The organism is Synechococcus sp. R5-12 (assembly GCF_047502655.1).
Lineage (GTDB): Bacteria > Cyanobacteriota > Cyanobacteriia > Thermostichales > Thermostichaceae > Thermostichus.
Map to the genome: position 1 here is coordinate 1 of NZ_JANSIM010000142.1, position 26,829 is coordinate 26,829.

32 protein-coding genes, 1 tRNA gene, 1 pseudogene and 1 riboswitch are annotated in these 26,829 nt (G+C 59.1%); of the genes and pseudogenes, 27 read left to right on the top strand and 7 right to left on the bottom strand.

Features of this window, described 5'->3' with window-relative positions; translation table 11 throughout:
* The first annotated feature begins 246 nt into the window (after positions 1-246).
* Positions 247-319, top strand: a tRNA-Glu gene (locus NW843_RS08295).
* 310 nt (positions 320-629) lie between these two features.
* Here NW843_RS08295 and NW843_RS08300 read toward each other — a convergent pair.
* Positions 630-977, bottom strand: a complete 348-nt coding sequence (locus NW843_RS08300) for a DUF1815 family protein (RefSeq protein ID WP_011434143.1) — start codon at positions 975-977, stop codon at positions 630-632.
* Positions 978-1,462: 485 nt separating this feature from the next.
* On the opposite strand from NW843_RS08300, the gene NW843_RS08305 reads away from it, so the two are divergent.
* Positions 1,463-2,710 carry a URC4/urg3 family protein gene (locus NW843_RS08305; protein WP_414522654.1) on the top strand — a complete coding sequence of 416 codons (1,248 nt, stop codon included), beginning with the start codon at positions 1,463-1,465 and terminating at the stop codon, positions 2,708-2,710.
* On the opposite strand, the gene NW843_RS08310 is transcribed toward NW843_RS08305, so the two are convergent.
* Complete coding sequence (locus NW843_RS08310) at positions 2,707-4,110, bottom strand: cobyrinate a,c-diamide synthase (protein ID WP_414522655.1); 1,404 nt, start codon at positions 4,108-4,110, stop codon at positions 2,707-2,709. The two genes, NW843_RS08305 and NW843_RS08310, sit on opposite strands and share 4 nt — an antisense overlap.
* Positions 4,111-4,126: 16 nt before the next feature.
* The gene (gene cobO / locus NW843_RS08315) at positions 4,127-4,720 is read right to left on the bottom strand and encodes a cob(I)yrinic acid a,c-diamide adenosyltransferase (RefSeq protein WP_414417374.1); all 594 of its coding nucleotides are present in this window, start codon (positions 4,718-4,720) and stop codon (positions 4,127-4,129) included.
* 269 nt (positions 4,721-4,989) lie between these two features.
* Between cobO and NW843_RS08320 the strand changes: the two genes are divergently transcribed.
* Both NW843_RS08320 and metK read left to right on the top strand, forming a co-directional pair.
* A complete protein-coding gene (locus NW843_RS08320) occupies positions 4,990-5,358 on the top strand; it encodes a hypothetical protein (protein WP_011434147.1) in 369 nt (122 codons plus the stop codon).
* Between the two features lie 67 nt (positions 5,359-5,425).
* A riboswitch (SAM riboswitch) is annotated at positions 5,426-5,537 on the top strand.
* A gap of 298 nt (positions 5,538-5,835) precedes the next feature.
* On the top strand, positions 5,836-7,095 hold the full coding sequence (gene metK / locus NW843_RS08325) for a methionine adenosyltransferase (protein ID WP_041436796.1): 1,260 nt from the start codon (positions 5,836-5,838) through the stop codon (positions 7,093-7,095).
* A gap of 28 nt (positions 7,096-7,123) precedes the next feature.
* Here the strand turns inward: metK and NW843_RS08330 are convergent, their stop codons facing one another.
* From NW843_RS08330 to NW843_RS08345, 4 genes are all read right to left on the bottom strand, one after another.
* Positions 7,124-7,642 carry a MogA/MoaB family molybdenum cofactor biosynthesis protein gene (locus NW843_RS08330; RefSeq protein WP_414399829.1) on the bottom strand — a complete coding sequence of 173 codons (519 nt, stop codon included), beginning with the start codon at positions 7,640-7,642 and terminating at the stop codon, positions 7,124-7,126.
* Between the two features lie 36 nt (positions 7,643-7,678).
* A complete protein-coding gene (locus NW843_RS08335) occupies positions 7,679-8,206 on the bottom strand; it encodes a hypothetical protein (protein ID WP_414380883.1) in 528 nt (175 codons plus the stop codon).
* A gap of 184 nt (positions 8,207-8,390) precedes the next feature.
* Positions 8,391-10,769 (bottom strand): tetratricopeptide repeat protein, encoded by a 2,379-nt coding sequence (locus NW843_RS08340; RefSeq protein WP_414522656.1) that lies wholly within the window; start codon positions 10,767-10,769, stop codon positions 8,391-8,393.
* A 369-nt stretch (positions 10,770-11,138) separates the two neighbouring features.
* Entirely contained in the window at positions 11,139-13,151 is a 2,013-nt protein-coding gene (locus NW843_RS08345) for a hypothetical protein (protein WP_414522657.1), read from the bottom strand.
* A 470-nt stretch (positions 13,152-13,621) separates the two neighbouring features.
* Here NW843_RS08345 and rplC point away from each other — a divergent pair, with 470 nt between their 5' ends.
* The 23 genes and pseudogenes from rplC to NW843_RS08460 all read left to right on the top strand — a co-directional run bounded on the left by rplC (position 13,622) and on the right by NW843_RS08460 (position 26,791).
* Positions 13,622-14,266: a 50S ribosomal protein L3 gene (gene rplC, locus NW843_RS08350; protein WP_414522658.1), complete on the top strand. Its 645-nt coding sequence runs from the start codon at positions 13,622-13,624 to the stop codon at positions 14,264-14,266.
* A 50-nt stretch (positions 14,267-14,316) separates the two neighbouring features.
* Positions 14,317-14,943 (top strand): annotated as a pseudogene (gene rplD / locus NW843_RS08355) (50S ribosomal protein L4); the annotation flags it as partial.
* A gap of 316 nt (positions 14,944-15,259) precedes the next feature.
* Complete coding sequence (locus tag NW843_RS08360; protein ID WP_011434154.1) at positions 15,260-15,559, top strand: 50S ribosomal protein L23; 300 nt, start codon at positions 15,260-15,262, stop codon at positions 15,557-15,559.
* A gap of 49 nt (positions 15,560-15,608) precedes the next feature.
* Positions 15,609-16,493, top strand: a complete 885-nt coding sequence (rplB, locus tag NW843_RS08365) for a 50S ribosomal protein L2 (RefSeq protein WP_414522659.1) — start codon at positions 15,609-15,611, stop codon at positions 16,491-16,493.
* 66 nt (positions 16,494-16,559) lie between these two features.
* Positions 16,560-16,841, top strand: a complete 282-nt coding sequence (gene rpsS, locus NW843_RS08370) for a 30S ribosomal protein S19 (protein ID WP_414331934.1) — start codon at positions 16,560-16,562, stop codon at positions 16,839-16,841.
* A 45-nt stretch (positions 16,842-16,886) separates the two neighbouring features.
* Positions 16,887-17,261, top strand: a complete 375-nt coding sequence (gene rplV / locus NW843_RS08375) for a 50S ribosomal protein L22 (RefSeq protein ID WP_011434157.1) — start codon at positions 16,887-16,889, stop codon at positions 17,259-17,261.
* Between the two features lie 42 nt (positions 17,262-17,303).
* A complete protein-coding gene (gene rpsC, locus NW843_RS08380; RefSeq protein WP_011434158.1) occupies positions 17,304-18,074 on the top strand; it encodes a 30S ribosomal protein S3 in 771 nt (256 codons plus the stop codon).
* Positions 18,075-18,129: 55 nt separating this feature from the next.
* Positions 18,130-18,597: a 50S ribosomal protein L16 gene (gene rplP, locus NW843_RS08385; RefSeq protein WP_011434159.1), complete on the top strand. Its 468-nt coding sequence runs from the start codon at positions 18,130-18,132 to the stop codon at positions 18,595-18,597.
* 13 nt (positions 18,598-18,610) lie between these two features.
* Entirely contained in the window at positions 18,611-18,832 is a 222-nt protein-coding gene (rpmC, locus tag NW843_RS08390) for a 50S ribosomal protein L29 (protein ID WP_011434160.1), read from the top strand.
* Positions 18,832-19,083: a 30S ribosomal protein S17 gene (gene rpsQ, locus NW843_RS08395; protein WP_011434161.1), complete on the top strand. Its 252-nt coding sequence runs from the start codon at positions 18,832-18,834 to the stop codon at positions 19,081-19,083. The genes rpmC and rpsQ overlap by 1 nt, the downstream gene beginning before the upstream one ends.
* A complete protein-coding gene (rplN, locus tag NW843_RS08400; RefSeq protein ID WP_011434162.1) occupies positions 19,080-19,448 on the top strand; it encodes a 50S ribosomal protein L14 in 369 nt (122 codons plus the stop codon). The genes rpsQ and rplN overlap by 4 nt, the downstream gene beginning before the upstream one ends.
* The gene (gene rplX, locus NW843_RS08405; RefSeq protein WP_011434163.1) at positions 19,448-19,846 is read left to right on the top strand and encodes a 50S ribosomal protein L24; all 399 of its coding nucleotides are present in this window, start codon (positions 19,448-19,450) and stop codon (positions 19,844-19,846) included. The genes rplN and rplX overlap by 1 nt, the downstream gene beginning before the upstream one ends.
* A 66-nt stretch (positions 19,847-19,912) precedes the next feature.
* Positions 19,913-20,455 carry a 50S ribosomal protein L5 gene (gene rplE, locus NW843_RS08410; RefSeq protein ID WP_414328930.1) on the top strand — a complete coding sequence of 181 codons (543 nt, stop codon included), beginning with the start codon at positions 19,913-19,915 and terminating at the stop codon, positions 20,453-20,455.
* A gap of 45 nt (positions 20,456-20,500) precedes the next feature.
* The gene (gene rpsH, locus NW843_RS08415) at positions 20,501-20,911 is read left to right on the top strand and encodes a 30S ribosomal protein S8 (RefSeq protein WP_011434165.1); all 411 of its coding nucleotides are present in this window, start codon (positions 20,501-20,503) and stop codon (positions 20,909-20,911) included.
* Positions 20,912-20,944: 33 nt separating this feature from the next.
* The gene (gene rplF, locus NW843_RS08420; protein ID WP_414355944.1) at positions 20,945-21,490 is read left to right on the top strand and encodes a 50S ribosomal protein L6; all 546 of its coding nucleotides are present in this window, start codon (positions 20,945-20,947) and stop codon (positions 21,488-21,490) included.
* A gap of 31 nt (positions 21,491-21,521) precedes the next feature.
* Positions 21,522-21,890, top strand: a complete 369-nt coding sequence (rplR, locus tag NW843_RS08425) for a 50S ribosomal protein L18 (RefSeq protein WP_011434167.1) — start codon at positions 21,522-21,524, stop codon at positions 21,888-21,890.
* An 18-nt stretch (positions 21,891-21,908) separates the two neighbouring features.
* A complete protein-coding gene (gene rpsE, locus NW843_RS08430) occupies positions 21,909-22,445 on the top strand; it encodes a 30S ribosomal protein S5 (RefSeq protein ID WP_414344276.1) in 537 nt (178 codons plus the stop codon).
* A 37-nt stretch (positions 22,446-22,482) separates the two neighbouring features.
* Positions 22,483-22,935, top strand: a complete 453-nt coding sequence (gene rplO / locus NW843_RS08435; protein WP_414399802.1) for a 50S ribosomal protein L15 — start codon at positions 22,483-22,485, stop codon at positions 22,933-22,935.
* A 141-nt stretch (positions 22,936-23,076) separates the two neighbouring features.
* Complete coding sequence (gene secY, locus NW843_RS08440; RefSeq protein ID WP_414522660.1) at positions 23,077-24,375, top strand: preprotein translocase subunit SecY; 1,299 nt, start codon at positions 23,077-23,079, stop codon at positions 24,373-24,375.
* The gene (locus NW843_RS08445) at positions 24,375-24,956 is read left to right on the top strand and encodes an adenylate kinase (RefSeq protein WP_011434171.1); all 582 of its coding nucleotides are present in this window, start codon (positions 24,375-24,377) and stop codon (positions 24,954-24,956) included. Before secY ends, NW843_RS08445 begins: the two co-directional genes overlap by 1 nt.
* 38 nt (positions 24,957-24,994) lie before the next feature.
* Complete coding sequence (gene map / locus NW843_RS08450) at positions 24,995-25,768, top strand: type I methionyl aminopeptidase (protein ID WP_414344308.1); 774 nt, start codon at positions 24,995-24,997, stop codon at positions 25,766-25,768.
* Positions 25,769-25,898: 130 nt separating this feature from the next.
* Entirely contained in the window at positions 25,899-26,123 is a 225-nt protein-coding gene (infA, locus tag NW843_RS08455; RefSeq protein ID WP_011434173.1) for a translation initiation factor IF-1, read from the top strand.
* A 23-nt stretch (positions 26,124-26,146) separates the two neighbouring features.
* Positions 26,147-26,791 carry an alpha/beta fold hydrolase gene (locus tag NW843_RS08460; protein ID WP_414522661.1) on the top strand — a complete coding sequence of 215 codons (645 nt, stop codon included), beginning with the start codon at positions 26,147-26,149 and terminating at the stop codon, positions 26,789-26,791.
* Positions 26,792-26,829 lie beyond the last annotated feature (38 nt).

Sequence of the window (26,829 nt, forward strand, 5' to 3'; positions counted from 1 at the left end):
ACCCTACGGGTACAGTGCGGGGCTCCTGCGATTTCTAGCTGAGGTGTGGCTCTTTGTGATGTGGTGAGGTGAAGCCAAGATGGACGTGATCCCAGATGAACCGATTGTGATTGCCAGCCTGCTGAGCCTGGCTTTGCTGGGGATCTTGATTCTGAACTTGGCAGGGCGTGGGTCTGGGGATGCAGATTAAAAGGTTGACAAGCTCACTTATCCTTCTTTAGGATTAGGATCGCCTCGTTTCCGAGTGCCCCCATCGTCTAGAGGCCTAGGACACATCCCTTTCACGGATGCGACAGGGGTTCGAATCCCCTTGGGGGTATTGGGTCAGAGTTATAAGATGAAGCCGTCAACAGGGGATCCCTGGCAGCGGTGACACCTTACTCAGACTTTACTCAGAGAGGCTTTGCCGCCACAAACCACTCCAGATACAAGCTGGGAGAGCGGGTCATCTGGGATCCCCATACAAGCGGCATGGGCAGCCAGCCAACTGCCACTCCGTCGAGGGGGATCCCTATTCCACCCTTACTCCTCAACAGGGGAAAAATCTCCAAAGCAGCGGCCTAGAAGGTTAGGCTTAGTTGTCCAATCGGCTACGGCTTGGGTTCGGGCAGACCTGGGGCCTGCAAAAATCAGGTGCTGGCCACCAGAGCTTCAGCCGGCGTGGCGGCGACCAACAGCTCATCTTTGATAAGCTCTGCCAGCTCCTGCAGTTGGCGAATCGCCTCTGCCCCTTCCAATTTCATAAGCTCCCGGTCATCCCGCATTTCTGTCCAGCTAATGGAGCACTCGGAAACCAAAAAGCGGATTAGGTGCCCCTCTCGTAAACTGACCATAAACGAGGCACTCTCGAAAGACGTACCACAGGTGTAGCAAGAGGCTGGGTAGCCCCGCTTCTCCAAAACGATGGCCAGAGCCTGCAAACTCATCACCAGATCTTGAACATAGCTGCGGTATTGTTCCGCCAACCGTGTGAACATCACACTCCTCCCTAACGGATTGGCACTTTTGGGGCTTAGCCTAGCTGCAAATGACCTAACTAGTAATTTATGCTTAGGACTAGGATTACATCTATCATAACAATCGACAATCCCTCAAGGAAGTGATTAAGGCCACAGAGTAGGCGAAGTCTACTTCAGGGAAATGTAGTATTCAACACTTCTCTTAACAGGGACATCAAAATTTACCTCGAGTCAATGCTCTTATCTATCGGGATCCTCACCCAGTGCTTGGCCCAGTCTTTTCTCAAAATGGCTCAGGGCTGCTCGTGTCAGCAGGACAGTTGCCTCAAAGCTTTCTCTTGCAAGGGTCTCACCGATCGCGAAGTAAGACGCGGTCTTTTGACAAGAGACCGGCGGGAGTGTCAAGTGGGCCAAGGCTTGCAGACGAATGCAGATCAAGGTGGGTTCCCACCCGGTTATGCTGAGAAAACTCTCGGCATGGACAATTGAGAAGGAACGGCTCGATGCTGACACCTGTTGATCTGGAGAAACGAGTGGCTTATTTGCAGAGTCCCCAAGCCATTCGGGATCGCTGTCAGTTGCTATTGGAAAGGGTTTTGGCCGATGAATCAGAGCACTTTCGCCTCGACCTGAACCGGCTGGGATCCGTAGCCGACTATGTGATCACCACAATGCGGGCCCACTATCCCACCGGGGAAATTCCCTTCCACAGCCGCTGGCAACATTTTCAAGTGGGATCCGGGGAGCGCCTAACCCGTCTGGAAAATCGACTTAAAGACATGGATCCGCTGGAGCGGCTGCGATGCAAGTGGGATCTGGCCATCGTCAGCGTGTTGCTGGACGCAGGGGCAGGCTCTGCCTGGAAGTACCGGGATCCAGAAAGTCAGACGGTGGTGGGTCGTTCCGAAGGTTTGGCCTTGGCCAGTTTCGACTGGTTCTGGCAAGGTGGGTTTTCCAGCGATCCCCAGCAGCCTCTGCAGGTGGATGCGGCAGGCCTGGAGCGGATCACCTTGGCGGATTTGGCAGCAGCTTTCCAGGTGGGGCCGGAAAATCCTTTACTGGGACTGGAGGGGCGCTGGCAACTGCTGCAAAGGTTGGCACAAACTTTGCGGGCTCAACCTCATTACTTTGGATCTGGTCACAATCTTCCTCGTCCAGGCCGGTTGTGGGACGCCATCCAGCCTGAGGATCCCAGCGGTGGGATCGAGGCAGCACAGGTCTTACAGGCAGTTCAGAGGGGGGTTGGCCCCATTTGGCCTGGGCGAGTCTCGCTGGCCGGGATCCCTCTGGGGGATGTCTGGCCCTATCCCCACCTGCCCCAAACGGAGCCGGGGAGCCATTGGGTGCCTTTTCACAAGTTGTCCCAATGGATGACCTATTCCCTGCTGGAGCCGTTGCAGCAGGAGGGGATCCCAATCGGGGGTTTGGATGAGCTGACGGGTTTGGCGGAGTATCGCAACGGGGGGCTGTTTGTGGATTTGGGGGTGATCCAGCTCAAGCAGCCGGAGATTGGGCAGCAACCGCATCCCCCAGATTCGACGGTGATTGTGGAGTGGCGAGCCCTGACGGTGATTTTGCTGGATCAAGTTGCCTCCTTAATCCGGGAAAGGCTTGGCTGCTCTGCCCAGGAGTTGCCCCTGGTGAAAATACTGCAAGGGGGAACCTGGACGGCAGGACGGCAAATAGCGGCCCAGCTTAGGCCAGATGCTTCTCCTCCCATCCAACTGCTCAGCGATGGCACGGTTTTTTAGGGATCCCCTTTCGAGATTCTTAAGAAGTTCTGTAATAATCTCAGGGCCAAATCAGGACGGGATCCCCAGTGCAGATGCAGGTACGAAGCGTGAAGACGCTCGGTGGCCCATCCTTCCTGTTGAAGCTGGGCGGGGGATCCCCAGCTGTAGATTGGGCTGGGGGAGATGGGGGTGCTGCGGGAGCGGTGAAATTCATGCCCGCGCAGGCGATCCCCAGCTGGCGCCAGCAGGGTTGGGCGCAAAACGGCAGCTGCGCGGTAGCCCAAACATAGCCGGTTGGCCATGTCTACTGTGATGGGCAACAGCCCGGCCATCGGGTAGGTCTTTCCCTGAAAATCGGTGAGGGATTGGCCCAGCACCATCAGTCCGCCACACTCGGCATAGAGGGGTGGGTGGGCGGGCGGGAGCGGGCGTTGGTTAATGCTCTCAGATAGAGGTGCTGCAAACAATTCCGGGAACCCTCCCCCCAGCAGCACGCCGTCGCAGGGCTCCGGTGGCCATAGCCCCACCTGGAGGGGGGAATACTCCAGCAGCTCGGCTCCACAGGCCCGCAACAGATCCAAGTTGTCGGCGTAGTAGAAGTTAAAGGCGTGGTCTTGGGCCACCGCCACCCGTACCTGTTCGCAGCGGCGGGGCGGAGTCCTTTCGGTGAGAGGGGGGATCCCTGGCCACAGCTCTCCTACCGCTGGAGGAAGCCTCCGAATGAGGGGCAATAGGCTATCCCAATTGACGTGTTGCTCGGCCAGCTCGGCCCAGGCAGCTTGCCAGTGGGGGAAGTGATCCAGTTCTGAGACAGGCACCAACCCCAGGTGTCGGCTGGGCAACCGCAAATCCTCCCGCCGGGGAAACTGGCCCAAGACTGGGATCCCCGCTGCAGCCGCTGCCTGCTGCAAGATTTGTCCATGCCGCTCCGAGGCCACCCGGTTGAAAATCACCCCAGCAATGGAGAGGCGGGGATCCCAGCGGCTCAAGCCGTAGAGCAAAGCGGCCACCGTCGTTCCCATGCCGCTGCCATCGATCACCAGCACCACAGGGATCCCGAGCAGGCGGGCCACATGGGCGCTGCTGGCAAAAAAAGGCTCCGTTCCGCCCTCGGGGAGGGGCAGGGATCCCGGCGCTCGTCCATCGAAGAGGCCCATTACCCCCTCCACAATGGCTCCATCCTTGCCCTGGCAATGGTGGCGAAAGCAGCGCTGCACAAAGTCCTCGTCGGTCAAGAAGGGATCCAAAGTGCGACAGGGGATCCCGCTCACCGCCGTGTGAAACAGAGGATCAATGTAATCCGGCCCCACCTTGAAAGGTTGGATGCGCAGGCCCCGTCGCCTCAGAGCGGCCAACAGAGCCAGAGTGATGGTGGTTTTGCCGCTGCCGCTTGCTGCCGCCGCCAGCAGAATGGCCATCTTTCCTGCCCAAGGGTTAGAACTCGATGCCGATTTGCGCCTTGATCCCCTGGTCACGGAAGGGATGCTTGACCAAAGTCATCTCCGTCACCAGATCGGCTCGGTCGATCAACGCTGCCGGCGCGCCCCGCCCCGTCAAGATCAGGTGAACCCGCTCCGGTTTCTCCGCTAGCCCGGCCAACACCCTGTCCGGCGAGAGATATCCCAACTTGAGGGCGACATTGATCTCATCCAGAAGCACCAACTGAAACTCCCCGCTGGTGAACAGCTCCCGCCCCTTTTCCCAGGCTGCCTGTGCATGGGCGATGTCTCGCTCCCGGTCTTGGGTTTCCCAGGTAAAGCCCTCTCCCATGGCGTAAAAAGCTATTTTCCCCAGGCCCAGCTCTGGATGCTCGGCCAATTTCCGCAATAGCTTGGCTTCTCCTGGATCCCAGGCCCCCTTGATAAATTGCACCACCCCCACCGACAATCCCTGGCCGAGGGCGCGGAAGATCATGCCAAAGGCAGCCGTGGTCTTTCCCTTGCCCTGCCCGGTGTGTACGATGATCAAGCCCTTGTCATCTCGCATGCCCGACAGACGCTGCCGCTGCCGCTGCTGGCGTTTTTGCATTCTTTGGCGGTGCCGCCAGTTTGGGTCAGCCTCTGTGCCCGGTGAGCTATCGCAAGCAGCCTCAAGTTCTGTTGTCGAGGGGGGCAGGGGCTGGGATCCGGAAGCCGGTGCAGGCAAGCCAGACAGGGCGGGTTGGGCCATAATCAAAAGGAATCGAGATTCGCCACACAGGCTGAGGGGAACTGCACCACTGGCGCGACCGTCGGGGCAAACCCAAGTTCCCCACAGTGAACCGCCTTTATCCTAATCCGGTTTCATTCGGCTGGGATATGAGAGAACCGGCTGCCGCTTTCCGAGATAGCCTGCTGATGTACTGCTTCATCTGGGCAGTGCTGGCAATAGGGTGCTTTCAAGTCTTGCCCCGCATCCAAGTCGTATCTGCCGCCGAGTTGCAACCGTGGCTAGCGCCCAGCTACTTTGCAGGTCTGGGGGGATCCCTATTGGCAGCCTTGGGATCCCTGTTGGCCATCTCAGCCGAAACGACGCCAAATCCTGCCGACAAAAAGCATCTGCACCGCTTGGCTTGGGGATTGGGGACAGTTGGCTTTCTCGGCGTTCTCTCCCCCCTGGGCTTGGCCGGCGCATTCTTTCTCAAAGCCGCTCAGGGGACAGACTGGTGGCAGGGTCTGTTTGGCTGAAGCCGCCCACAGCTTATTTTTTTGACAAATGGGCGGAGGTTGGGGGTACTATAGGGACAAGTTCCGTTCTTTATCCAGAGCAGACTGAGGGACCAGGCCCAATGAAGCTGCGGCAACCCGGCGGAAGCCTCCGCTACGGTGCCAATTCCTGCGGTTAGTCAGTAACCGAAAGATAAAGGCAATAAAGTTTTCTCTAGAGGATAGCCCTCTTTGGCGGGGGACTTTTCTGGCAACTTTATCCTTTAGCAGCTCCCATAGCTCTGGTCGCGGCAGCGGGGCAAGGCCTTCGCGGCAGTGCTGGTGCGTCAGCGGTGCAGAACGCTTGCTGGTTGCTGGGCCTTTCCTCTGGCTGAGTTGGGGCTGGTGCGGAGCACCTGGGGATCCCTGGTTGGCTCTTTCTCCGACGGATAATGAACGAGCGGGTGAGCCTTGTTTTTTGTTCAGGTTCTCAGTTCTAGCTTTTAAGGAGAAGGTTCGTTGTCCAAGTCGTTTTTGTTTTCCTCGGAGTCGGTGACGGAGGGGCACCCCGACAAAATCTGCGATCAGATCTCCGATGCCATCGTGGATGCCCTCTTGACGGCGGATCCCCTCAGTCGGGTGGCCGCCGAGGTGGTGGTCAATACGGGCCTGGTTTTGTTGACCGGGGAGATCACCTCGCAAGCGCAGGTCAACTTCACCCGTCTGGTGCGGGACAAGGTGGCCGAAATTGGCTATACCGATGCCAAGAATGGGTTTTGTGCAGAAAGCTGCGCGGTGTTGGTGGCTTTCGATGAGCAATCTCCCGATATTGCCCAAGGGGTGAACATGGCCCTGGAAAGTCGCGGCTCCCAGGAAGATCAATTCGACTTGGTCGGGGCCGGGGATCAGGGGTTGATGTTTGGCTTTGCCTGCGATGAAACTCCCGAGTTGATGCCCTTGCCCATTAGCTTGGCCCACCGCCTCAGCCGCCAGTTGGCCACGGTTCGCAAAAACGGCACCCTGCCCTATCTGCGCCCGGATGGCAAAACGCAGGTGACTGTGGCCTATGAGGAAGGTCGCCCGGTGGGCATTCACACCCTGCTCATCTCCACCCAGCACACACCCACGATTGGCGCCATTACGGAAGAGGCGGCGGTGCAAGAGCGGATCCGCGCCGATCTCTGGGAGGCAGTGGTCACGCCGGTGTTTGCCGAGCTGCCCATCAAGCCGGATAGCCACACCCGCTTCCTCACCAATCCCACCGGCAAGTTTGTCATCGGCGGCCCTCAGGGAGATGCGGGCCTGACCGGACGCAAGATCATCGTCGATACCTACGGCGGCTATTCTCGCCATGGGGGCGGGGCCTTCTCCGGCAAGGATCCCACCAAGGTGGATCGCAGCGCTGCCTATGCGGCTCGTTACGTGGCCAAGAACATCGTGGCAGCTGGCTTGGCGCAAAAATGTGAAGTGCAGGTGAGCTACGCCATTGGGGTAGCCCGCCCCATCAACATTTTGGTGGAAACCTTTGGCACAGGGCGCATCCCCGACGAAGAGCTGTTGCGGCTGGTGCAGCGCCACTTCGATCTGAGGCCGGCAGCCATTTTGGCCCAGTTCCAACTGCGGGAGCTGCCCCGCCAACGGGGGGGACGCTTCTACCAAAATGTAGCGGTCTATGGTCACTTCGGGCAAACTCACCTGGATCTGCCCTGGGAGCGCACCGATAAAGCCGCTCTGCTGCGGGAGGAGGCTCTTGCCAAGGCGACTGCCCTCTTGGCCTAAGAGGGGATCACTAAGACGGCCTGCTGCCTCAATGCTTGCCCTGGTGCAGTTGCTTAACCAGGTGGGGTAGCTCCGGCAGGATCAGGCTGCGCATAGCCAGTTGCACGGCTGCTGGGGAGCCAGGCATGGAAAAGATCAAGCACTTTCCGTGGATCCCGGCGATGGCCCGAGAGGCGATGGCCCGACTGCCGACCTGGGCGTAGCTGAGCTGACGGAAGATCTCGCCAAAACCGGGCAAGGTCTTTTCCAGGAGAGCCTCAATGGCGTCATAGGTGGTGTCGCGGGGGGCGATGCCTGTGCCGCCATTCAACAGGATCACCGGCAGGGATCCGGCCCAATCCTGAACCTGCTCTCGAATGAGCTGCGGTTCATCTCGGAGAATGCAATATCTCTCCACCCGGTGGCCGGACTCCTGGAGGGCTGTGCAGATAAACTGGCCGCTGTGATCGGTTTCAGGGGTGCGCGTGTCGCTGACGGTGATCACCCCACAGGGCAAGGCGGCAAAAATGTGCTCCGCACCGCTGTCGCAATCGAGGGGAAAGTTCATGGCCAGGATCCCTGAGGAAAGAGAGTGGCAAGCCCATCAAGACTGTCCCTGAGGGGGCTCGGCAGGAGTTGGAGGGTCAACGACCGTCTGCTGGAGCTCTAGGATCCCTGAGGACTCTGCCCCACCAGCACGGGCGAGTTGGGGAGGAGGGGACTGGGCAAGCAGGCGGCGCAGCTTGGGGGGAAGCTCCTGCAACTGCTCCAACAACAAGTTTAGAGATATGGCCGGTTCTCTGGAAAACAGGGATCCCGCGGGGGGTACCGGCGGCAGAGGAGAACAGGCAAAGGCAGCCGCAGCCAAAGAGCGGATCCGCTCCTGCTGCTCCTGCCAAAGGAACTGGCCGATTTCTGGGGGAAAGGTAAGATGAGGAGAGCCGCGACGCTGCCAAAGGCGGAGAAGCTGCTCCACAGAGGCGGCCTTGTACCGCCCCTGGTAGAGGGCTTCTAGCAAGGCTGCCGGGATCCAAAGATCCGGGAACAACTGGCTCCAGCGCTCCACCCAAACCTGGCTGGGTTGACCTTCCAGCTCAAACCCATAGTGCTCCAGAAAGGTGGCAGGATCCATCAGCCCATGGCAGCCCAAGGAAACTCAACCCAAGCTAGTCCAGATCCGCCGAGACAAAGGGGAGATAAAGCCTTTCTCCCTGGATCTCGCAAGACAGCTCTCGTCCAAGAATACCCCTATTTGCCTTTCATGAAGGCTCTGTGAAGAGGCTATAAAGCTGCAAAGCTGCGGTACGCTTAAAGACTCAGTGGCTGACGGGCCCCAGCTCAAGCGCTGCCTCCAGAGCGCGCTCGCTATCAGGAAACTGCGTCAGCAGCCGTCCTAGGAAGGCGACATCTCCCGTCAGGCCGTACAGAGCCATGAGCACATCCCCGGCATAGCGGCTCTGGGGGAAGCGGTTCAGCAGCTCATTGCCGGCGTAGATCGCCTGGCGGGCATAGCCATCCTGCAGGGCTTTGGCTTCCAGAAAGTAGCTGTAGCTGAGGCTGCCAGGATCCACGTAGTCCGGCAGTGACGTGTCGAACAAGCTGGTATCTTCTGTCACTCCTGGGGGGAAGCCCGGCAGCGGATAGATGGCTGCCGTTTCCTCGGGAGGGTAGGTGGTGTACTGGCGGTAGAGGATCAGCACCTGCCGGTACAGGCTTTCTTCCTGAAGATGGGCAGGGGCGGTGGGATCCGCCAGCACAGAGCCGAGTAACTCTGCTGCTACAGCATGGTGATTGGCCCGCTGATAGTCCGATAGAGAACTGGAGGAAGCCGGTTGCGGCGGCGCGCTTCCATCAGCATCCCCACTCAGGCCACCGGCACGGGTTTGGTTAAACAGCCACAGGTACCCATTGCGCCAACCGTCGGCAGCGGCCCAGTGGGCGGCCAGTTGATAGCGTTGTTGGGGAGTGGATTGGGCTTGCCAACGGCTCAATTGGCGCCAGCGTTCTCGTTGGGCCTGGATTTTCGGTTGCAGAGGGGTGCGGCTGGCGGGCACGGGATCCCAGTCGTCCAGCCAGTAGCCGCCATCCAGCAAGGGGTAGCGATCCAACACAGCATCCAAAGCCAGATTTTCCGTCAGCTGCAGGGCTAGGTCGTAGCGGTGTTCGCGGGCGAAGCGAACCGCCAGAGCATAGCGGACGGCGGCGGCCAGAGGATGCTCGCCGTGGCGGTCGAGAAAAGCTTGCAACTCGCTGGGGGTTGCACCGCTGTCTAAGAGCAAAAGCAGGCGGCGGCGCAAGACGTAGCGCATGTCTCCATCGCCGAAGGGATCCGCCAGCCAATTGGCCAAAAGGACCAGTGCTTCTTCCCTTTTGCCCTGCCACTCCAAGGTGCGTGTCAGCCAGAAGAGGGCATCGTCGGCACCGGGATGATTCGGGTAGACGGTCAGCCAAGTCCGCCAAAGGGTCTCTTCCTCTGCCGGGGGGAAAGGCCGCGGGATCGGTTCGCCGGTCTCGGGGTTGTAGAGGGAATGGCCAAAATAGCTGCCCCCCCGAATGCGGGCGTATTCCCGGCAAGCTTGCGTAAAGCGGGAATTGGGAAAAGCTTCTGCCAACTGCAGCAAAACCAGGTGGTCGTCGATGCCGTGAAGAGAGGCAAAGTCCTCGTTGAGAGCCTTCTGCAGCAGCGGCTCCCCGCTGGGATCCCCTTTTAAGTAGAGAAGAGCCGCCGCCAAAAACCGCTGCGGGTCAGCATCATCGCCCACCACGCTGCGCAGCAACACCTGAGCGGCAGGGGGGAGAGTTTCTGGATCCGCTATCTGCAGCAGAAAAAAGTGTCGGGATGGGGGCGGTAAATCTTCGTACAAAGGGCGCACCGTTTGCACCGTCGGCTGTTCTAGGATCAACACTTGGCCGGCACGCCCATAAACATCAGTGTATGGAGAAACATTCCCCGCAACCCGCTGCCGCACCGCCTGCACCTGCGACAGCGCCCAAGAGGGGATCCTTTCCTCCTCGTAGGGCAAGGCGCTCAAGAGTTTCTTTGCCCGCTGCGGAGAGCTGCTTTCCAAGGCGGGGAGCAGCGCTCTGTAGACCTGATCTCGCAAGGGAAATTCTTCTTGGGTCAGCAAGCTGTTGAGCCAGTTGAGATTAAAACTCCACTCGGGGCTATCGGCTTGGATCCCGGCCAAGGCCAGCTCGGTGAGGCGCTGCACCGACTCTGGCCGATCCAGCCCAAACAGCTCGTATTGAGGCGCAATCTCCTGCCCGCTTGAGTAGTCATAGCCCCCGAACAAAGCTGCTGGGGCGAAAAACTGAGCCGAATTTTGCCGCAGCCGATCCTCCAACCACCAACGGCTGTAGGGCAGGCCATGGCTTTGCAAGGTGTAGAAGGCGTAGCTGCGGCGGCTCGGGTCGGCGGATCCCCCCCAGCGGGCCAACACCGGATAGGTAAGAGGAAACCAGCGATCACTTTGGCCGGGATCGAACGCTGGCGAGCCTCCATAGCCAAACTCAGAAAAGACGGTGTACCGATAGAAGATCAGATCCCGGTGCATCTGCAGCCGTAGCCGCTGCAGTAAGGCATAGCCCCCCGCTCCTAACCCCGCCAAGAAGCCGGCAGTGAGGGCCACCATTGCTACGGGACGAAGGGGAAAGCGGCGGGACGAGGGCGCAGCAGGAGGGGTAGCTGGATTCATAAAACCCAATCCAAATCAAAGCAGGCGCCCCCACTCTACTCGATACTCGACTGTGTTGGAAGACAGAGGGAATGCCCACAGCCGTTTCCAGCCGGCTTGAGACGCCGGCCCTCTGCGCCACCCAAGGTCATCAGTCTTACCCCTGCCTGAGAGGGATCCCGGCCAGCCATTTCTTGGAAAGGCTCTGCTGTATTGCTTTATCGTTGTTTCAAACAAGATTAAGACACTTTGCCGCCGACTCCTACCCCCACAATAAGAGGGGCGGCTGCGCCGCTCTTCTAAAACCCTTGCCTTTGACCATTCCTGCAGTGCATCCCCCGATTTCTTGGAGGCCTGAGTTGCCAGCACCCTTTCAGGATAGGCTCTCCCTTAGCCGGCGGTTGCCATGGCCTTCAACCCCTTCAAAATCAGGTAGTCCAGAATACTGGTGTTCTCCTCGCCGCGATAATTAAAATTGGAGCGCACCAGCCACAGCCCCTTCTGAGTGCGGCAACAGAGGTTCAGCAGCGTGCGGGCCAAAATCTGTTGACGCGCCTGTAAATCCCGCGCCGCATCGAAAACCTCCCCGTCCCATTCCGGCGTCAGCACACGGCTGTTGTAGAGCACATGCCAGAGGGAGCGGGACCAGCTGGGGTTGGTGATATCAAACCAAAATTGGTAATCCGCCTCCAAACCCCGAGTGATGTAGGCCCCCGGAGTTGCAACTACCAAGTAACGGGAATAGTCGGGCTCGAAGCGGCTGCTGCTGGGGGTCTGTCCCGAGCGGATCATGGCCAAAAAGGCGGGATCCCCTTCGGCAGGGAAGGCCTGACGAAACCGCCGTGCCGCTTCCATCAACACGCGCAGCAGCTCTTGATCCTGAGGGGAAGCAATCGCCGGGGCTAAGTGATCGGCAAAAAACTGCTGGAAGAAAGCGGCCAATGAAGGGCCGGGATGATAGCCGCGCAGCCAATCGAACAGTCGCTGGTAGCGCTCCAGGTTGGCAAACCCTACTCGCTCTGGCTGCCGTACTGCCGTTCGGGGACGCAGAGAACGCCCCACCGGATCCCAGGTATCTTCGGCCAACAGAGCTGCCCGGATGGGATCCAGCCCCAGCACCCAGCTCAACATCAGCCGCCAAGCCGGCAAAGTGGGAAAAGCACCCCACTCGGGATGGGCCAATTCTGCTGCCGTCAGCACCGCCCGCACCAAGGGATAGCGGATCAACGCCGGGAAGGGGGCAATCGACAAAACCGGCACTTCCGACAACTGCTCCTGCAAGCTCAGGCTCACCCCCACATCCATACGGGGCAGCAAAACAGCAATGCGATGGGCCGGGATCCCGGCCCCCAAAAGCCGGCGAATTTGAGCAACCATCACCTCCACTGCCGCAAACTGGGTCTCTTCCTCCAGCGTTTGCACCAGCGGCAGTCCTCCCCCCTGCGGCTCGGGCAGCGGATGAGAAAACGGGGGATCCAGCACCCGCGCAATCTGCACCCCCAAGCGGATCATGCCTGCTGAAGCGCGATGGCTCCCCTCCAGAAACCGAACCTGCGTTTTTGCCATCAAGAAGTCAGCTACTGCCTCTGGGATCCCGGTCAAAGAGACCCCGCCGCCGAGGGTGTAGCTGAAAAATTGGCTTTGCAAATGGGCTTGCCCCTGCCGGTAAAACTCCAGCGCCACGGCACAACTGTCTTCCGCCTGATCCACAATCAGGTGATCCCACTCTTGCCAAAACTCCGCCAGCGGCAGGATGTGCTCGCCAAACAGCCGAATTTGCAGGCCAAAATCCAGGGATCCCAACCGAAGTGCTGCCTCCCACAGCCGCCCCACACAGCAGCCCATTGCCTGCAAAGCCTCTGCCCGCCGCGGATCTGCCTCCTCGGGCCAAGCCCGGGCCAGCTGGGATCCCACCACCTCTGCCGGCAAACCCGAAGCCCCCGCAATATAAGCAGCACTGCTGATCTGATCCCAGATCTGGAACTCCTTGAGCCCGACCCCGGCAAAGGCTTCCCCATGCCGAGGGCACAAAGCGCAGGCTCGTTCGCAGAGAAATTGAGTGAGATCTTTGGCCAAGGGGATCGGCTCCAACGAGCGTGGCAACTGGGGGACACGCTCACACACCTGTGGCCAATGATCGGCCAACGAGCGTCCCACCCGCTGCAAGAACGTTTCGATCCGCCACGGCCCCACCAAGCCCGAACTGGACTGCTGCAAGCGCCGCAGCACCTCATCCGCTTGCCGTTGACTCCGCACCAAAAACAAGACCCGGCCCGGATCGGCTCCTGCCTGCAACAAACTTCGATAGTGATCCACACAAGCCTGGGTCAGCCCACTGCCTGCCCAGCCCATCACACTTTGGAAGGGAGATGGCTTCCCTGGCCAATGGCTCTTTTCTTCCACTTGAGCTGCCCTTACCCTCTCCGGCCTCTCCAACCAACCCATTTTCTCAGCAAAAGTCTGGACAAACGGGCCTTCGCTTCATTATGATTGTTTTCCGTTGCCAACTGAGTCCATCCGCTTTGGCGACCCGGCGCGCTGCTACACCAGATACTGCCTCTTTAGCAGGTAAGTCTGAGCAGCTCTCAACAAAAGCAGTTTGGCGTGCAGCTTTGGGGGTGAACTAAGCAAAAGGCTCAGCGTTGCCGGCGCTGAACTTGGCCTCGGGGGATCCCTACCTTGCTCTTTCGCCTCAGCCGGCAGACTCAGCTTTGTCTTGAGCTTCCTGCTGCCACGCTATTGCTGTATGCCTATCCATCCGGCTAACTGAGCCATTGGCCTACGGCCCGCTTCGCGAACGGCTAGCCGATTGTCGGAGTGAGCTGGCTCTCAGTTGATGAAAACGAGTCGTGCAGGCTCGATTGGAGGTTCTTGTGGCACTTGGCATCCTCGGAAGAAAAGTCGGCATGACCCAGATCTTCTCTCCAGAAGGGCTGGCCATTCCGGTCACTGTCGTGCAGGCGGGGCCTTGCACCGTGACCCAGATCAAAACCCAAGCCACAGATGGCTACAACGCCATTCAGTTGGGCTACTTGCCCACTGCCGAAAAGCATCTCACGCGGGCGCAGCGGGGCCACCTCAGCAAAGCAGGGGTGACAGAGCTGCTGCGCCACCTGCGAGAGTTTCGCGTTGATCAGCCGGAAGCTTACCAATTGGGGCAGAAAATTACCGTCGAGATGTTCTCCCCTGGCCAATTGGTGGATGTGGCCGGTACCTCCATCGGGCGAGGGTTTGCCGGCTATCAAAAGCGCCACCACTTTGGTCGTGGCCCCATGTCCCACGGCTCCAAAAACCACCGCCGACCGGGCTCCATTGGCGCCGGTACAACCCCAGGCCGCGTGTTTCCGGGGATGCGCATGGCGGGGCGGTTGGGAGGTGGCCGAGTCACCACCCGCAAATTGCAGTTGGTGCAGGTGGATCCAGAGCGGGATCTGCTGGTGATCAAGGGTTGCGTGCCCGGGGTAGAAGGAGGGCTGCTGGAGATCACCCCTGCCAAGCAGGTGGGCAACAAGCGCTAAGGAGGGATCCCTGGCAAAGGCTGACCCGCATCCGCAAAGACGAGGAAACCATGGCAAGTTGTGTGGTGAAAAATTGGCAAGGGGAAACGGTGGGCAGCGCGGAGCTGAGCCTCAAAGTTGCTCGTCCCGAAACAGCCGCCCACATTCTCTATCTGGCACTGCGCCGGCAGATGACCAATGCTCGTCAGGGCAACGCCCACACCAAGACCCGAGCTGAGGTGCGCGGCGGCGGTCGCAAGCCCTGGAAGCAGAAAGGCACCGGTCGAGCCCGTGCCGGCTCCATTCGCTCTCCACTTTGGCGCAAAGGGGGGGTGATCTTCGGCCCCCGCAAGCGGGAATACAACCTGGCCATGAACCGCAAAGAACGGCAACTGGCCCTGCGCACCGCTCTGCAAAGTCGGGTGGAAGATCTGGTCGTGGTGGAGGATTTCCAGGAGCAGCTCAACCCGCCCAAAACCCGTGCTGTGGCCCAGGCTTTGCTGCGCTGGGGGGTGATGGAAGATCAATCGGCTCTGCTCATCGTTGCCGAACGCTCGGAAGCCGTAGAGCGGGCCGTGCGCAACATCGCCCGCGTTAAGCTGATCGGCCTGGATCAGATCAACGTTTTCGATCTGCTCAACGTCGATTGGGTGCTGATCACCGTTTCTGCCCTAGAGCAGCTCAAGGCCCGTTGGGGATCCGACGCTGCGCCGGCAGTTCTGGAGACTCCCTCTGAGGATGCACCTCAGGCCGACATAGCCGAAGATCAGGCCCTGCCCGGAGATGGGCCGGAAGATCAGGCCGTTCCAGAAAGCGAACACGAGGAAGCAGAGCAAACCCCAGCCCAACCTGAGGCCCAGGAAAACCAAGCTGCCCTCCAAGGACGTCCAGCAGATCCGCAGGGGCCAGAAGAGCAAACCGAAGAGCCCCAAGATCCAGCAGAAGAACTGGCTCAAGGAGCAGAGCCGTCAACGGTAGAAGAGGCCGAAACAGCCCCAGCAGAGGAGGAAAGCGATGACTGAGAGCAAGCGGATCCTGGCCGACGTCCTGTTGCGCCCCGTCATCACCGAAAAGGCAACCGCCTTGATGGAGCAGCGCAAATATGTCTTTGAAGTGCTGCCCACCGCCACCAAGCCGCTCATCCGAGCTGCCGTCGAAGAAATGTTCCGCGTGCGAGTTACTTCCGTCAACACCCTGAAGCCCCCGCGCAAGCAGCGGCGGGTGGGCCGCTTCGTTGGCTATCGCACCCGTCCCAAGCGAGCCATTGTGACCTTGGCCGAGGGAGATTCCATTACCCTCTTCCCGGACACCTAACCCCCCTTTTTGAGTTGTTGTCATCCCATCCCCCACCCCTACCCGAGCCATGGGCATTCGTACTCTCCGACCTTACACCCCCAGCACCCGTCACATGACGGTCTCTGACTTCGAGGAGCTGTCCCGTGACGAGAACGGCAAGCGGCCCAGACCGGAAAAGTCGCTGCTGCAATTTATTCACCGCAAGAAAGGGCGCAACAACCGTGGCGTCATCACCTGCCGGCACCGCGGTGGTGGCCACAAGCGGCTTTACCGCATCATCGACTTCCGCCGTGACAAGCGCGGGATCCCGGGGACCGTCAAAACCGTCGAGTACGATCCCAACCGCAGTGCCCACATCTGCTTGGTGGAATACGAAGACGGAGAGAAACGCTACATCCTCGCTCCCCGCAACCTAGAGGTGGGATCCACCATCATGGCCGGGCCAGAGGCCCCCTTTGAGATCGGCAATGCCATGCCCCTGGAGCGGATCCCCCTGGGAACGGTGGTTCACAACGTGGAGCTGTATCCCGGTCGCGGCGGACAGATGGTTCGCGCTGCCGGGGCTGGCGCTCAAGTGGTGGCCAGAGAAGGCAAATATGTCTCCCTCAAGCTGCCCTCCGGCGAAGTCCGCATGATCCGCGGCGAGTGCTACGCCACCATCGGCCAACTGGGCAATGTTGACCACAACAACATCAGCCTGGGCAAGGCGGGTCGCAGTCGTTGGTTGGGGCGCCGTCCTAAGGTGCGTGGCTCGGTGATGAACCCTGTGGATCATCCCCATGGTGGCGGGGAAGGGCGAGCCCCCATAGGCCGCAGTACCCCCGTCACCCCTTGGGGCAAGCCCACCCTGGGGTACAAGACCCGCAAACGCAACAAGCCCAGCAACAAATTCATCGTGCGCGGTCGCCGTCGCGGAGGCCGCCGGGACAAGGGCGGAAGGGCTGCCCAATAGCCGTCTGGCCATGCGCTTCCTGAAGCTTCTTCGATGGTCATTGCTTGTCAAACAGTTGAGGTTCTTATGGGACGTTCGCTGAAAAAAGGCCCCTTTGTGGATGCCAAGCTGCTTCTCAAGGTGGAGAAGATGAACGAGCGCAACGAGAAGCACATGATCAAGACCTGGTCGCGGGCCAGCACCATCTTGCCGGTCATGATCGGCCACACCATCGCCGTTCACAACGGCAAGCAACACGTGCCCATCTACATCACCGATCAGATGGTGGGTCACAAGCTGGGGGAATTCGTTCCCACCCGTACCTTCCGCGGTCACGCGGGGAGCGACAAAAAAGCCGCTCGCCGTTGAGAGGAATAACGAACAGGAAAGTATCGAGTAGGCAAGGAGAGGGCCATGGCCGATTCATCCCCTGAGGTTAAAGCGGTAGCCCGCTATATCCGCATGTCCCCCTTTAAAGTGCGGCGGGTGTTGGATCAGATCCGCGGGCGCACCTATGCCGATGCCCTGATTCTTTTGGAGTTCATGCCCTACGCTGCCTGTGAGCCGGTTCGTAAGGTGCTGCGCTCGGCGGTGGCCAACGCAGAGCACAACAACGGCTTGGATCCCCGGGATCTGGTGATCAGCCAGGCCTATGCTGATCAGGGTCCTGTGCTGAAACGGTTTCGCCCCCGCGCCCAAGGGCGGGCCTACCCCATTCGCAAGCGCACCTGCCACATCACCATCGCCGTCCGGCCCATAGAGGAAGCTGAAGCGGCGACGGCCTCTTAACCTCCTGTATTTCTAGCCCTTTACCCTTCAACCGACACCACCATGGGACAGAAGATCCACCCCACCGGTTTCCGCCTCGGCGTGATTAAGGAGCATCGCAGCCGCTGGTTTGCCGATCCAGCCCGCTACCCAGCCTTGTTACAGGAGGACGACCAGATTCGCACCTACCTGACCAAGCAATTGAGCAGTGCTGGTTTGGCCGATATCCAAATTGAACGCAAAGCGGATCAAATTGACCTAGAGATCCGCGCTGCTCGCCCTGGGGTGGTCGTGGGTCGGGGCGGATCCAGCCTAGAGACTTTGCGCCAAGGTCTACAGAAAGAGCTGTCCGCGCTAGCGGGACAAAGCCCTGGTTCACGAGGTGGTGGCGAGCGAACCATTCGCATCAATGTAGTAGAAGTCACCCGTGCCGATGCCGAGGCGACCTTGTTGGCGGAAAACATTGCCCAACAGTTGGAACGGCGGATTGCCTTTCGCCGCATCGTGCGCCAGGTGATCCAACGGGCCCAGCGGGCAGGTGTACAAGGGATCAAAATCCAAATTGCCGGGCGTCTGAACGGGGCCGAGATTGCCCGCACCGAATGGACGCGGGAGGGGCGGATCCCTTTGCATACTTTGCGGGCCGACATCGACTACGCCGAGCACCTCGCCCACACCACTTTCGGCATCATCGGGGTCAAGGTCTGGGTCTTCAAAGGGGAAGTTCTGCCCGGGCAGGAACGCCACGAACAGAAGTTTCCCCTGCAACAGCCCAAACGTCGGCAGCAGCGGCGGCGGCCCACCTTTGAAGATCGCTCGGCTCAGGAGGCCTGAGGGCCAACACCGGAACGTCCAGGGATCCCTATCGCAGTTGACTTAAGGAACGGCCATGTTAAGCCCCAAACGCACCAAATACCGCAAGCAGCAGCGCGGGCGCATGAAAGGCAAAGCGACCCGTGGCAACCGCATCAACTTTGGGGAATACGGCCTTGTGGCCCTAGAACCCGCCTGGATTACAGCTCGACAGATCGAGGCCAGCCGTCGAGCCATGACCCGCTATGTTCGGCGGGGCGGCCAAATCTGGATTCGCATCTTTCCCGACAAGCCCGTTACCCAGCGAGCCGCGGAAACCCGCATGGGATCCGGTAAAGGCAACCCTGAGTACTGGGTTTGTGTCGTCAAGCCGGGCCGTATCCTCTTCGAAATGGGGGGAGTGGCAGAGCCCATCGCCCGCGAGGCCATGCGCCTTGCCGCCCAGAAGCTGCCCATTAAGGTCAAGTTTGTAACCAAAGCCGACTTTGAAAAGCCAGAGCCCGCCCAGGCAACGGCTTCAGAGGTGGCCACCAGCAGTGTATGAGGAGAGTTCAGCCATGCCCATGCCCAAAATTGCTGATGCCCGTGCTTTATCGGACGAAGAGCTGAGCAACGAAATCTACGCCGTCAAGAAAGAGCTGTTTGAGCTGCGTTTGCAGCAAGCCACGCGGCAGTTGAACCAGCCCCATCTCATCCGGCTGCGCAAACACAAGCTGGCGCAACTACTAACTGTGGAGGGAGAGCGTAAGCGGGGCAAACGCCCAACCAAGGAGGAGTAATGGCTGTTCGGGAGAAGATTGGCATTGTTGTCAGCAACAAGATGCAAAAAACGGTGGTTGTTGCTGTGGAAAATCGAGTTGCTCACCCGAAGTACGGCAAGATCGTCGTCAAGACCAAGAAGTTTAAGGCCCACGACGAGGAAAACCGCTGTCAAGAAGGGGATCTGGTGCGCATCACGGAAACCCGTCCCCTTAGCCGCACCAAGCGTTGGCAAGTTGCCGAAATCCTGAGGGAGGTGAAGAAACTATGATTCAGCAGCAAACTATGCTGACGGTGGCCGACAACACCGGTGCTCGCAAGATGATGTGTATTCGCGTGCTGGGCAGCAGTGGCCGTCGCTACGCCAGCTTGGGCGATGTGATCATTGGTGTCGTCAAGGATGCCCTGCCCAACATGCCCGTCAAAAAATCCGATGTTGTCAAGGCCGTTGTCATCCGCACTGTCGACACAGTACGTCGCCCCGACGGCATGTGCATCCGCTTCGACGACAACGCCGCCGTGATCATCAACAACGACGGCAACCCCCGTGGAACTCGCGTTTTCGGCCCTGTAGCCCGCGAGCTGCGGGAGAAAAACTTCACCAAGATCATCTCCCTGGCCCCGGAGGTACTCTGATGGTTCGCCCCCTCAAACCCAGCCAAATTCGGCGCTTAGTTCGGCGACCGGGCATTCGCAAGCACCGCAACAGCCTGCGCTACAAAATGCGTATCAAGCAAGGGGATACCGTGCAGGTGATCTCCGGCGATGACAAAGGCAAAATCGGCGAGGTGCTGCGGGTCTTTCCCGAACGCAACATGGTTTTGGTGGAAGGGGTTAACATTGTTACCTACCACCGTAAACCCCAGCGAGAAGGGGAAAGTGGCCGAATTGAGACCAAGGAAGCTCCCATTCCCGTCTGCAAAGTGATGGCCTATTCCAAGAAGCAGGAGGTGGCCAGCCGTATCGGCTATCAAATCACCGCCGATGGTCGCAAGGTTCGCGTCCTTAAGAAAACGGGTGAGATTCTCGACTAAGCTTTTGATCCCTTTCCACCATTGGTTTGGCTCTGACCCAGCCCAGAGCCACAAGGAGAAGCCACCATGCCCCAGCGTCTGCAAATCCACTACAACACCGTCATCGTCCCCAAGCTGCAAAAGGAGTTGGGCTACACCAACATCCATCAGGTGCCCCGCCTGGAGAAGATCGTGATCAACCGCGGCTTGGGGGAAGCTTCCCAAAATGCCAAGGCTCTGGAATCCTCCATTGCCGAGATCAGCGCCATCACTGGCCAGCGTCCGGTGATCACCCGCGCCAAGAAGGCAATTGCCAGCTTCAAGATTCGCAAGGGCATGCCGGTTGGCCTGATGGTAACCCTACGGCGGGAGCGCATGTATGCGTTTTTGGATCGCCTGATCAACATTGCTCTGCCCCGTATCCGTGACTTCCGCGGCGTCAGCCCCAAAGCCTTTGATGGACGAGGCAACTACACCCTCGGCATCCGTGAACAACTGATTTTTCCCGAAATCAACTATGACTCTGTAGATCAGTTGCGAGGTATGGATATTTCAATTGTGACCACTGCTAAAACCGACGAAGAGGGCCGTGCCCTGCTCAAAGCGTTTGGCATGCCCTTTGCCTCCTAGGTTGCCCACCCTGAGTTTCCTTGATTGATCTTCCGAGGAGCACTGATGGCCCACACCAACGACACGATCGCCGATATGCTCACCCGCATTCGCAATGCCACCATGGCTCGGCACGAGTCGGTGGCAGTTCCGGCCACCCGCATGACCCGCAGCATCGCTCGCGTTCTTCATGAGGAAGGGTTCGTCAGCGAATGGAAGGAGGAGGGAGAAGGGATCCAAGCCCGAGTGGTGTTGCGATTGAAGTACAAAGGCAAAGGCCGCAACTGCAGGCCCATCATCAATGGTCTAAAGCGGGTGAGCCGACCCGGCCTGCGGGTTTACCGCAACCACAAAGAGCTGCCCCGAGTGCTGGGAGGAATTGGAATTGCCATCATCTCCACCTCCAACGGCATTATGACCGACCGGGAGGCTCGTAAGCAGGGCATTGGCGGCGAAGTCCTCTGCCTTGTCTACTAGACCTTAAGTTTTCTCTGGTCAGGAGTTTTTCCCATGTCCCGTATTGGTAGACGCCCCATCGCCCTTCCTGCCAAGGTGGAGATCCAGATCGACGGCCAACACATTGCAGTGAAAGGCCCGAAAGGTCAACTGTCCCGCAGTTTACCGCCCTTGATCACAGTCCAGCAAAACGCTCAGACGCTCACAGTCAGCCGTCTCAACGATTCTCGGCCTGCCCGCCAACTCCACGGCCTTTGCCGCACCTTGGTCGCCAACATGGTCGATGGAGTATCCAAGGGATTTGAGCGGCGGCTGGAATTGGTGGGCGTGGGCTACCGGGCTGCCATCCAAGGCAGCAAGTTGGTTTTGAACGTCGGCTACAGTCACCCTGTGGAGATCCCCTTTCCCCCCGGCATCCAAATTGCCGTTGAGGGAAACAACATCATTGTTGTCTCAGGCACAGATAAAGAACTGGTGGGCAATACTGCCGCCCGCATCCGAGCGGTCCGGCCTCCGGAGCCCTACAAGGGGAAAGGGATCCGTTATCTAGGGGAACAAGTTCGCCGCAAGGCGGGTAAATCCGGGAAAGCGAAGAAGTAAATAGCCCATTGCGAAAGCGGGACGGAGTCCTATGAAAACCAGCCGCAAAATCACCACCCAACGTCGTCATCGGCGCATTCGCCGCAAAGTCTTCGGCACCGCCGAGCGGCCTCGCCTGGCCGTGTTTCGCTCCCATCGACACATCTACGCCCAGGTGATCGACGATGTAGCCCAGCATACCTTAGCCTCCGCCTCCACCTTGGACAGGGAGCTGCGCGAAAAATTCAAAGAAACCGGGACGGCTACTCAAGAAGCGGCTGCCTTGGTGGGCCGCTCAGTTGCCGAACGAGCCTTACAGATGGGCATTTCCCGCGTGGTTTTCGATCGGGGGGGCAAGCTCTATCACGGGCGCGTTCAGGCTTTGGCAGAAGCTGCCCGAGAAGCAGGGTTACAGTTCTAGCTACTGAGGACACAGCACATGGCTGAGCAGAGGGAACGTCGCAGAAGCAAGAAAAGCCGCGAAGAGCAGCCCACGGAGTGGCAAGAGCGGGTCATCCAGATTCGGCGCGTCACCAAGGTGGTCAAGGGCGGCAAGAAGTTGAGCTTCCGCGCTGTGGTGGTGGTCGGCAACGAGCGGGGCCAAGTCGGGGTTGGCGTAGGCAAAGCCAACGATGTGATCGGAGCAGTGCGCAAGGGAGTTGTGGACGGTAAAAAACACCTGATTGAGGTGCCCCTCACCAAAGGTTTGTCCGTACCCCATCCCATGCAGGGGGCAGGCGGCGGTGCCACCGTCTTGGTCATGCCAGCAGCTCCCGGCACAGGAGTCATTGCAGGGGGGGCAGTCCGCACCGTTCTGGAGCTGGCGGGTGTACGCAACAGCTTGGCCAAGCAACTGGGATCCAGCAACCCCCTCAACAATGCCCGTGCTACCATCGATGCGCTGCGGCGGATGCGTACCTTCAAGCAGGTGGCCCAAGACCGAGACATCGATGTGCGCCGCCTACTTGGCAAGTGATGGACAGGTATATCGAGCAAGTGAGCCAGAGGTAGCCATGCGACTGGAAGACATTCGGCCTCAAGCAGGTTCGACGCGGCGGCGGCGGCGCCTAGGTCGTGGCGTCTCTGCTGGACAGGGAGCCTCCTGTGGCAAGGGGATGCGGGGGCAAAAGGCCCGCAAGGGGGGCAGTACACGGCCCGGCTTTGAAGGGGGCCAGACTCCCCTCTACCGGCGTTTGCCCAAGCTTAAGCATTTCCCCCGCTACACGCGGCGTCTGGAATACACCCTGGTCAACCTGCGCGCCTTGGCGGATCTGCCTGCCGGCAGCGAGGTCAGCCTGCAAAGCTTAATGGAACGAGGGATCGTCACCACCAACGATGGCCCGCTGAAGATCTTGGGAGATGGAGAAGTCAGCGTGCCCCTGACGATCAGGGCGGCGGCTATTACCGCTTCAGCCAAAGCCAAGATCGAGGCAGCCGGAGGTCGGGTGGAAATCTTGGGATCCTAGACCGCCCCTTCCCGTTGCTCTGGCCGGCTTCTGCCGGGTGGCGCTGAGTTGCACTTTTTTGATTTTGCCGACTGCTCCACCAGCAGCGTAGAGTGGTAGATAGCTAACCTTGCCCTTTGCTCCCGCGAGATTCTCTTCCCTATGGTTGACACACGAGGTTCCGCCCCCTCTGCCCAAGAGACCTTTATGCAGATGGCTATGGCCTCTGGCCTGCGCAGCCGTCTGTTTCTCACCTTGGGCTTGCTGCTGTTGGTCAGACTGGGCATTTACATCCCCATTCCCAGTATCGATCGGGCCCGCTTTGCTGCCGAAGCTGCCAACAGCCCTGTGTTTGGCTTGCTGGATGTCTTCTCCGGCGGGGGGATTTCTGCTTTGGGAATTTTCGCCCTTGGGATCCTGCCTTTCATCAATGCCTCAATTATCATGCAGTTGCTGGTCTCGGCCATTCCAGCCTTGGAGAACCTGCAGAAAAACGAGGGAGAACAGGGGCGGCGGCAGATTTCTCAATACATCCGCTATGTCACCTTGGGCTGGGCCATCATCCAGGGCATTGGCATTTCCTTTTGGGTGCGGGAGTTTGCCAGTACCACCAATGAGTTGGCCTTCATGGCCTCCACCACCTTGGCTCTGGCGGCAGGATCCATGTTTGTGATGTGGCTGGGAGAGATGATCACGGAGAAAGGGGTGGGAAGTGGCCCTTCGCTCTTGATCTTCGTCAACATTGTTGCCACTCTGCCCCGTGCCCTCGGACAGACTATTAGCCTGGCCCGTGCCGATAGCAGCACCATCGGTGGCATCTTGCTGTTGCTGGCAATCTTTTTGGTCACCATTGTCGGCATTGTCTTTGTCCAAGAAGGCAGCCGCAAGATCCCTATCGTCTACGCCAAGCGCCAGGTGGGCAACAAGCTGTTCCGCGAGCAGAAAAGCTATCTGCCCCTGAGGCTAAACCAAGGGGGGGTGATGCCGATCATCTTTGCCTACTCGGTGATGTCCCTGCCTCTGGCCCTGGCCCAGTACACCCAAAACCTGACTTTGGTGCAAGTGGCCAACTTCCTATCCCCCACCTCCTGGTTCTACATTCCTTTTTATTTCGTGCTGATCCTCTTCTTCAGCTACTTCTACGCCTCTTTGCTCATCAACCCGGTGGATCTGGCTCAAAACTTGAAGAAGATGGGGGCCAGCATTCCAGGGGTACGCCCGGGCAAGGCCACTGCCGAGTATGTCGAAGGGATCCTCAACCGCCTGACGCTGCTGGGGGCTTTGTTCCTGTGCGCGGTGGCCATCATCCCGACGACGGTGGAACGGGCAACCGGCATCACCACTTTCCAAGGTTTGGGGGCGACCTCGCTACTGATTTTGGTGGGGGTGGCGATCGAGACCTCCAAGCAGATCCAGACTTATGTCATCTCACAACGCTACGAAGGGATGGTCAAACAGTAGTGCCGAGGTTGATCTTTCTGGGGCCGCCGGGGGCGGGCAAAGGTACACAGGCGGAGCGACTGGCGGCCATTTACCACACGCCCAAAATTTCCACAGGCGATCTGTTGCGGGCCGAGGTGAAAGCCCAAACGCCCCTGGGGTGCCAGGCCAAGGTTTACATGGATGCGGGAGAGCTGGTGCCTGACGAGGTGCTGATCGGAATGGTGAAGGGGCAGTTGCAGCAATCTCCAGAGCAGGGCTGGATCCTAGATGGATTTCCTCGCACCTTAGCCCAGGCAGAGGCCTTGGAAGAGCTGCTGCAAGAGCTGGGCCAAGATTATGACTACGTCCTCAACTTGGAGGTGCCGGATGAGGTGGTGGTGGCCCGGCTGCTGGCCCGGGGCAAGGAACAGGGGCGCAGCGATGATGCGGATCGGTCGGTGATTCTCAAGCGTCTGGAGGTCTATCGGCAGCAGACGGCTCCCCTAATTGATTTTTATGAGGCCAAGGGGCGCTTGCAGCGGGTCAACGGCAACCAGCCGATGGAATCCGTACAGGAACATCTGCAGGCTCTTTTGGAAGGCTTCAGGAGGACGGCGTGATCAGAGCAGGAGCTGGAAATCCCTCCCAGCGGCGGGGCATGCAGCTTATTGAGATCAAATCTCGCCGCGAAGTGGAGAAAATGCGGCGGGCCGGTCGGGTGGTGGCCCAAGTATTGCAGGAGATCGCGGAGCGCCTAGAGCCGGGCTGGACTACGGCAGATATCGATACCTATGCTGAGAGACGGGTGGCCCAACTCAATGCTTTGCCCAGTTTCAAGGGCTACTACGGCTTTCCCGCCTGCGTTTGTGTCAGTGTCAACCATGAGGTGGTGCACGGGATCCCCAGTCCCCGCAAAGTGGTGCAGCCGGGAGATGTGGTTAAGGTGGATTTTGGCGCCATCGTCGAGGGCTGGCATGCGGATTCCTGTATCACCATCGGCCTGGAACCCCTGAGCGACGCAGCCCGGGATCTGATCGATACAGCGGCCAAGGCCCTGCAGACGGGCATCGACTGTGTGCGCCACGGCGTTTGGCTTCAGGATGTCTCGGGTGCCATTGAAGATTACATCGAGGGGCGGGGCTATTCTGTGGTGAAGCAGTATGTTGGTCACGGGGTGGGGCGCAACCTGCACGAGGAGCCGCAGTTTCCCAACTATCGCACCCGCGATCTGCCCAATCCCAAGCTGCGCTCCGGCATGACGGTGGCCATTGAGCCGATGGTGAATGCGGGGGGAGAGGCAACCCGAGTGTTGCCAGACCAATGGACGGTGGTCACAGTAGATGGCTCTTGGTCAGCTCAGTTTGAGCACACGGTCTTGGTCACCGAGTCTGGAGCAGAAATTTTGACCGATCGCACGCCTTTTCAGTCCTAAGGGATCCCCTGATGAAGGACTGCAACGGTTAGGATAGAAGAGATGGAGTATATTTTCATTTCTTAACAGCGCGTGTCGTCGCGGCTGTGGACTGTTCTGTTGTTTGTTATGTCGTTTTTGGGAGGGCTCATTGTCTAAGGAAGATGCCATTGAAATGGAGGGGGTTGTTACGGAATCCCTGCCCAACGCCATGTTCCGAGTGGATCTGGACAACGGCTTCAACGTGCTCGCTCATATCTCCGGCAAAATTCGCCGCAACTACATCAAGATCTTGCCCGGCGACCGGGTTAAGGTGGAGCTGAGCCCCTATGACCTCAACAAAGGGCGCATCACCTACCGCCTTAAGAAAAAGTAGGTTCCCTAGCTGGGCTGCTGAGGATGAAAGAGCTGAGCCAAGTTCTCAAGATCGGGCTCTGGACTACTGTCGGCGGGTTGGGTGCTCTAGCCGTTTTCAACGCTTGGATCTCTTCCCAAACTCAACCTCTGCAGAGCCTGCTGCCGGGAGAGGAAAGGCATCACTTCTGGCGCGGCCATCGCCTGTTTTACAAGGTCATGGGATCCGGCCAGCCGTTGTTGTTGTTGCACGGCATTGGGGCAGGCTCCTCCAGCTATGAGTTTCGTGCAATTACGGCGGAGCTGGGGCAGCACCATCAAGTCTATGCTCTGGATTTGTTGGGGTGGGGCAACTCAGAACGTCCAGATTTGAAGTACACCGGCAGCCTCTATGCCGAGATGATCGGGGATTTTGTCCAGCAGGTGATCGGGCGACCGTGTCACGTCATTGCCAATTCCCTCTCGGCAGGGTTTGTGCTGCGCTCGGCCCGCCTACAGCCCCACCATTGGCAGAAGCTGCTGCTCATTGCCCCTCTGGGAGACAACAGCCTCATCCCCGATGCCCTCGGGATCCCTTTGGCTCAGATTGCCTATGGATTCCTCAGCCTGCCCGTTTTGGGGTTGGCTTTCTACAACGGCATCACCGCCCCCTGGAGTGTACGCTTGTTTACAGAGCAGAGCTTGTTCTGATACATTTACGCTGAACACTGCTGAACATCACTGTTCAA